A 7,979-nucleotide genomic window follows, 5' to 3' on the forward strand; every position below is an offset into this window, starting at 1 on the left:
AACCTGCAGGAGGGTTCCCAGATGCGCTTGCAGGTGGTACGGGTAGCGGATGGGGAGTATGAGTTTTTGTGGAGTCACCACCATATCCTGATGGATGGCTGGTGCGTGAGTATACTGATCCGTGAGTTCTTTGCGATCTACCATGGGCTGTTGCAGGGTAGGGTAGTGGACCTTCCCAAACCACCCGCCTATGCACAATACATCAAATGGCTCGGCAACAACGACCAGGAAGCTGCCTTGGCATACTGGCAAAAATATTTACAGGATTACCATACGGTCAGCCGCATTCCTTCCTGGCAGACGCCCGTGGCGGAAGGCTGGAACCCTGGCAGGCAATCGTTCTCCATTGGAGGACCGGACCGCGAATCGATAAAAGAACTGTGCGCCGACCTGGGCGTTACTGAAAATACCTTTATGCAGACTGCCTGGGGCATCTTGTTGTGTAAGTACAATTACACCCGTGATGTCGTGTTCGGTGCCGTGGTATCTGGGAGACCTGCAGCGCTGGAAGCTGTAGAAAACATGATCGGTCTGTTTGTCAACACGGTACCGGTACGGATCCAGGCGAGCGAGGCACTCTCCGTTGCTGAACTGTTGAAGGCGGTGCAGCAGGAGTCGGTCAAGTCCGCACCCTTTCATTTTCAACAGCTGATCGATGTGCAGGCACAAAACGAACTCGGCAAAGACCTCTTTGACCATATCATGATCTTCGAAAACTATCCCATACAGGAGATCATACGGGAAAGCACGGAAGCACCCGGTAGTGTTGCGGGACTTTCACTGGTGTCGTCCGAAACAACGTGGCAAACCAATTACGATCTTTCGGTGATGGTGTTGCCACACGAGGATCTGCGGATAGACCTTGTATATAACCAATACCGGTACGATGCCTCCCTGATGAAACGGCTGGCCGGTCATCTCCGGCAGGTTATCCTGCAAATGGTGGACAAACGGCAGGAGACGATCGGGGCGATCGACTGCCTGCTGCCGGATGAACGCATACAGCTGCTCGATACTTTCAATGAAACGGCAGCCGCCTATCCGGATCATGCTTCGCTGACAGGCTTGTTTGAAGAGCAGGTCAGGCGGTCACCGCAGGATACGGTCCTGGTATCCGGAGACAACCGTTTCAGTTATCAGCAATTGAATGAACGTGCCAACCAACTGGCTGGTTACCTGCAACAACAGTTAGGGGCCAGCGTGGATGAGCTCATTGCGATCGATCTGCACCGGAGTGAAAGGCCGGTACTGGCCATGCTGGCGATACTGAAGATAGGGGCTGTGTGTGTCCCGTTGGATAGTGCAGCACCAGCTGTTCGCAAACAGCAGATCGTAGCGCATGCCGGGTGCAGGCTGGTGATCGATGAACTTGTCGTAGACGAGTTTGACCGGGTGGCAGCTACTTACAGCAAAGAAGATCCTGGCGTGCAGCGTCAGCTGCACGACCTGTGTTATATCATTCACACTTCGGGCTCTACCGGACTTCCCAAGGGATGTATGCTGGAGTACCGTGGTGTGATCAATCACCTGTACAGCAAGATCACTACCCTGGAGATGAAGCCAGGCGATGCCCTATGCCATACATCGGAGCTTTGTTTTGTCGGCGGCATCTGGCAGCTCTGGGCGCCCCTGGTTACAGGCGGCAAGCTGATCCTGTGCAGCCGGCAGGAAATGATGGACATCGAACAACTGCTGTTTTTGTCGCAACAGCATGGAGCGCCTACACTTGAAGTGATCCCTTCTCAGTTGAACGAATACCTGGCCTATGAGAGCCGGTTGCCGTTGGGCAGCCTTCGTAACCTGATACTGACAGGTGAAAAACTAACGCCTTATTTCGTGCACAAATGCTACCAGGGGAATGATTCGGTAAGGATCTTCAATACTTATGGGCAAACTGAATCGTCTGACGTGACGACTGCCTACGAGGTGCCACGGAATGGTTCGTTGCAGGAGGCGGTATTGATCGGCAATACCATTCAAAACATGAAGCAATACATCGTGTCGGCAGATGGCAGTCTGTGCCCGGTGGGCATAGCCGGTGAAGTGTGGACAAGTGGTCACGGCACCTGTCGTGGATACATCAATCAGGCTGCGTTGACGGCGGCTACCTTTATCGATAATCCTTTTGCACCCGGCAACCGTCTGTACCGTACCGGCGACCTGGGAAGGCGATTGCCGGATGGGCAGCTGGAGATCATTGGTCGCACGGACAACCAGGTCAAGGTGCGCGGTTTCCGCATCGAACCTGGTGAAATAGAAGCTGCGTTGTTGCAATTGGAGGTCGTGCGGGAAGCGGTCGTTTTGCAGGAGCAAAAGAATGCATCGTTGGTTGCCTATATCGTGTGCCGGGAAACACCAGACCTGGTAAAGATACGCGAAGACCTGGGCAGCCGCTTACCGGTGTACCTGCAGCCGGCTTCTTTCGTAGTGATCGACAACATGCCCTTACTGCCCAATGGCAAGACCAATAAAAAAGCACTGGCTGCCTTTGCCGTTACGGCTGAGCAACGGGTGACGGCCTATGAAGCGCCGCAAACAGCGCTCGAGCATGAACTGGCCGACATCTGGAAAGAGATACTACAAAAAGACAACGTAGGCATCAGGGATAATTTTTTCCACCTGGGTGGTCACAGTCTCAAAGCCATCCGCCTCGCGGGACATATCCAGCGGCAGTTCAACATTCAGTTGAGCCTGGCTGCCCTTTTCAACCATCCAACCATCGAGGCGCTGGCCGAAGAGATCGACCGGATACGGTGGGCCAACAGTGAAGTGGCTGAAATGGACAATATAGAAAATGTTTCCTTATAAAGAAGACCATAAACCAGTCAACGCTATCTTATGGCTATCGAGTTGTACAAGAAATTACAGCAGTTGCGGATCGGCCTGAGCGTTAAAGGCGATTCGCTCGACCTTAAGGCGCCGAAAGGTATCCTCAACCAGGAGCTGCTTGCTGAGATCAGGGACAATAAACAGGCATTGATCGGATTGATCAGGTCGTATACCAGTCAAAGGGAGCAGTTGTCTGCGATCCCGGCGGTTACTACGAATAGATATTATCCCCTTTCTTCCTCTCAAAAGCGATTGTGGGTACTCAGTCAGTTTGGAGAAGGAAATGCCGCGTACAATATTTCGCGAATCGTTGTGTTCAAGGGCGATTTGGACATGGCTGCCCTCAATCATGCTTTTCAGCAACTCGTCGCCCGGCATGAAAGCCTGCGTACGACATTCCAGTTCGATGAAGACGGTCAGATTGCCCAGGTCATATCACCGGGCAATAGTGAGTTGTTCCATATCGATCAGTACGATTTGCGGGAGTCAGGTGAAGAAGAGGCTGTGCAGCGGCTTGTGCAGGATGCCTGCAATCAGCCATTCGACCTGGCTCATGGGCCTTTGTTACGTGCCGTTTTGTGCCAGGTAGCCGAAGAACAATGGGTGTTCGCGTGTGTAATGCATCACATTGTCAGTGATGGCTGGTCGATGAATGTCATGATCGGGGAGTTGATGAGTGTCTATAATGCCCGCATGGCCGGTGTTCCCTTACGGGAAGCACCATTGCGGATCCACTATAAAGATTATGCCTGCTGGCAGCAGCAACAGTTGCAGGAGGGTGCCTTTGATGTGCACAGGCAGTATTGGTTGCAACAGCTGTCTGGTGAGTTGCCGGTGTGCGAGTTGCCGGTAGATCATGTACGACCTGCGTTGAAAACGTATAATGGGGGCATGATCGTTCGGCAGCTGTCTGCAGATATATACCATCGACTGGTAACCTACTGCCGCCTGCAGCAGGGAAGTTTGTTCATGGGGCTCGTGGCAGCCGTTAACGCCTTGCTGTACCGGTATACCGGGCAACATGATCTTCTGATCGGCAGCCCCATTGCGGGGCGTGATCATGCGGACCTGGAAGATCAGATCGGTTTTTTCCTCAACGTATTACCGCTCCGTAACCGCATTGAACCTGGCGATGGTTATAGACACCTGTTTGAACGGGTGCGGCAAAGTACGATCGACGCCTATGAACACCAGTCCTATCCCTTCGATGCGTTGCTGCAAGCGCTTTCCCTGCAAAGAGACAAGAGCCGTAGCCCTCTCTTCGACGTATTCATCGATCTGCAAACCGGTGGCTTGTCTGCTGGTTCCGGGCAGGCTGGTGCGTTGCAGGTGACACCTTATGAAAAGCTCGAGCATGTGATCAGTAAGTTTGACCTTACCTTCCTTTTCATCGAAAAAGACGATGGGTTGACATTGCTGCTGGAATACAACAGTGATCTTTTTGAGCGACCAACAGCAGCGCGGATCGCGTTTCACTTTGAATCGTTGCTGCTGCAACTGATCAGCCAGTCAGAGGCACCCCTGGCACAATTGGATTATCTCGGAAATGCAGAGCAGCAGCAATTGCTGGTTGAGTTTGCCTGGGGTGAACGGGATACCATGCCTTTCCAGCCGGTCGTTTCGTTATTCGAAGCGCAGGTTGCGTTGCAACCCGACAGGACAGTTGTACGGTATGAAGGGGTTGATCTTTCTTACTTAGACCTGCATGTACAAAGCGACCGGCTGGCCAGTTACCTGGCCGACGAGTGTCGCTTGGGGCCTGGCAGTCCGGTGGGGATCCTGCTCAACCGTTCTGCGGAGATGGTGATTGCCCTGTTGGGTATCCTTAAAGCGGGCTGCGCTTACGTGCCGATAGATCCGGCCTATCCCTCGGGCCGTATAGAATACATAGTCAAAGATGCGGGTCTGATCATGGTCATCACCGAAACAGCCTATTTATTCGATCTTCCTTACTATGAGGGCCGGCTGTTTGCGATCGATGTTGAATTGACACCACTCGCTGCTGCAAAGTCGGACCGTACAAACAAGGTGGTGGCCAGCGACCTGGCCTACGTGATCTATACATCTGGCTCAACAGGGATGCCCAAAGGCTGTGCCATTACCCAAGGGGGCTTTTCAAACTATATTCAATGGGCCAACCAGTATTACTTCGGAGCAGGTAGGGCAGCTGGTTTTGGCCTGTTTACGTCTTTGTCCTTCGATCTTACGGTGACCAGTATTTTCTGTGCGTTGACAACTGGCGGAGTTTTGGAGGTGTACGAACAGGAAAAGGATCTCGAGTCTGTCCTGCGCCACTACTTTAACGCAGGAATTGAAAATATAAAACTTACGCCTTCGCATATCAGCTTGCTGAAACAGCTGGAAATACCCGCATCTGCCCTGCAACGGGCGATCGTTGGGGGCGAACAGGTAACTCCGGAGCATGTACGCATCCTGAAGTCGATCAATCCGCTGATGCGGGTGTACAATGAATACGGACCTACAGAAACGACGGTAGGGTGTGTGGTGAAGGAATTGCTGGAAGATGAGTGGGTATGCATTGGTAGGCCAATTGCACAAACAGCGGTGTATGTGCTCGATAGCCTGCAACAGTTGTGTCCGGTGGGCGTTGCGGGTGAACTCTACATCGGTGGTGCGGGGCTGGCCCGCGGTTACCAGAACAGGCCTGACCTGACTGCAGATAGATTTATCGACCATCCTTTTTTAACCGGTGAAAAACTGTATCGTTCGGGCGATAAGGCCCGTTGGCTGGCCAACGGAGAACTGGAATGTCTTGGCCGTACCGATGAGCAGGTAAAGGTTCGTGGTTACCGGATAGAACCGTCGGAGATCGTGGCTGTATTGATCGCATTTGAACAGGTAACGGAGGCGGCCGTATTGGCCAGGCCCGATGAGCAGGGAATGCTTCAATTGGTAGCCTATGTGGTAAGCCGGTATGAACTGGACGTTACACTGCTGCGGCAATACCTGGCGCAGCGATTGCCTTCGTGGATGGTTCCTGCTCATTATGTTCAGCTGGATAAACTGCCGTTGAATGTCAACGGTAAGCTGGATAGGCAATTGCTGCACGATCCTGCTGTGCATGGGTTACGTGGTGGTGCTGGGTATGTAGCGGCCCGTACCGATGCGGAAGAACAGCTGGTGGCAGTGTGCGAGGCGGTGTTGAAGAAGCAACCCATTGGTATCGGTGATGATTTTTTCGTGCTGGGTGGTGACTCCATCAAAAGCATCCAGGTGGTGTCGCGGCTGAAGCAACGGGGGTATAGTTTAACGATCCAGGACGTGTTGCAGTACCCTGTACTGGAAGAACTGGCCGGGCGTATGAGCCTGTCTGGCCGCAGCATTGGCCAGGAGGTGGTGCAGGGAGCGGTGCCGCTGGGCCCTGTACAACATTGGTTTTTCAACAACGGGAGTAAAGCATTTGCTCATTATAATCAATCGATGCTGCTGCGCAGCCGTGGCCCTTTATCGGAGGCTGGCCTGCGTGCAGCGTTGATGGAACTGGTAAAACACCATGATGCACTTCGGATGGTCTTCCGCGCTACGCCGCAAGGGTGGGTGCAGGAGAACCTGGGATTGGCGCAGGGATACGGTTTTACGGTGGTAACAGGAGCGACGGGGGATAGTTTTGTGTCGCATTGTGAGGAGATACAATCCGGTATGGACCTGCAAACGGGTCCGCTGTTAAAAGCCTGTTTGTTCCGTGGGGAAGCGGAGGACCGTTTGCTGTTGGTGATCCATCACCTGGTGACCGATGGGGTATCGTGGCGTATCCTGCTGGAAGACCTGGAGCAGTTGTATGTGCAGCACCAGGCAGGCGAAGCATTGACGCTGCCACTGAAGACGGATGCTTTCCGTGACTGGCAGCTGCAGCAGGGATCGTATGCGCAAAGCGAAGCTTTGCTGCAGGAAGATCAATACTGGTCATCGTTGTCGCAGCATGACTTTGCCTCGCTTCCGGTGGACCGGGAAGGAGGCAGTAACCTGCAGGAGTCGATTGCCAACTGTTCTTTTGCGTTGACGGCTGAACAGACGGAGCGTTTCCTGCTGCGTTGTTATAAAAGTTACCGTACGGGTCCCAATGAAGTTTTGCTGACTGGCCTTGGTCTGGCGCTGAAGCGTGTGTGGGGGTTGAACCGTGTACTGGTGAACCTGGAAGGTCATGGGCGGGAAGACATCGGCGGTGGCCTTGATACCAGCCGTACAGTGGGCTGGTTTACGAGCATGTACCCGGTGTTATTGGATATGGGGCGTTCTGCCGACCGGTTGTTGCAACTGATCGGGGTGAAGGAAGACCTGCAGGCTGTGCCCGGCCGTGGCATCGGTTATGGGATCCTTCGATACCTGCGTGGCCGTGACTATGGCCTTAGTCCCGCTATCAATTTTAATTATCTCGGCGACTTCGGCAGGGGCGGATCTGGTGACCAGGTGCTGGTTCCTTCGGGGGAGGCCCATGGTCGCAACATCGGTGGTGGCTGGCAGCGTGACTGTTTGCTGGATATCACGGGCATCACGGTGGGTGGTCAACTGGGTATCTCGATCAGCTACAGTACCGGTCAATACGATGCTGCCACGATGGAGCGACTAATGACAGCCTACCGGCAGGAGCTGGAAGGGTTGATCGACCTGTTGTCTGATACTGCTGGCGAATACCTGACGCCTTCTGATCTTGGCTATAAAGAATTAAGCATTGGTCAATGCCTGGCGTTGAATACGAAAGGCGACCTGGAAGATGTATATACGTTGAGCCCGTTGCAGGAGGGGCTCTATTACCAATGGTTGATGTGGCCGCAGAGCGGTGCCTACTTCGAGCAGATGAGTTACCGGGTAGCAGGGGTGGTGGATATCGACTTGCTGGGGCAGAGCTACCAGCGTCTGGTAGCGCGTCATGCGGTATTGCGGACGAGCTTCCGGCACGACCTGGGGAATAAGCCTGTGCAGATCGTTCGAAAGGGTGTGTTGGGTGATTTTGAATATGCCGACCGTTCAGGAGACAACAGCTTTAAAGTGGCTGATTGGCGTTCTGCAGACCGGGCACGTGGGTTCAACCTGCAGGAGGGTTCCCAGATGCGCTTGCAGGTGGTACGGGTAGCGGATGGGGAGTATGAGTTTTTGTGGAGTCACCACCATATCCTGATGGATGGCTGGTG

The 7,979-nt window shown here is 53.6% G+C and carries 2 protein-coding genes; both read left to right on the forward strand.

The genetic code is table 11. The features are described 5' to 3' along the window. On the forward strand, positions 1-2,808 hold a 2,808-nt coding region (locus P2W70_RS30535), incomplete at its 5' end, for a non-ribosomal peptide synthetase (protein ID WP_276485398.1). Positions 2,809-2,838: 30 nt separating this feature from the next. Beyond that, positions 2,839-7,979: non-ribosomal peptide synthetase (locus P2W70_RS30540; protein ID WP_276485399.1), on the forward strand; the 5,141-nt coding region annotated here is incomplete at its 3' end.

This window comes from Paraflavitalea pollutisoli (assembly GCF_029360705.1).
In the GTDB taxonomy this organism is placed as follows: Bacteria; Bacteroidota; Bacteroidia; order Chitinophagales; family Chitinophagaceae; genus Paraflavitalea; species Paraflavitalea pollutisoli.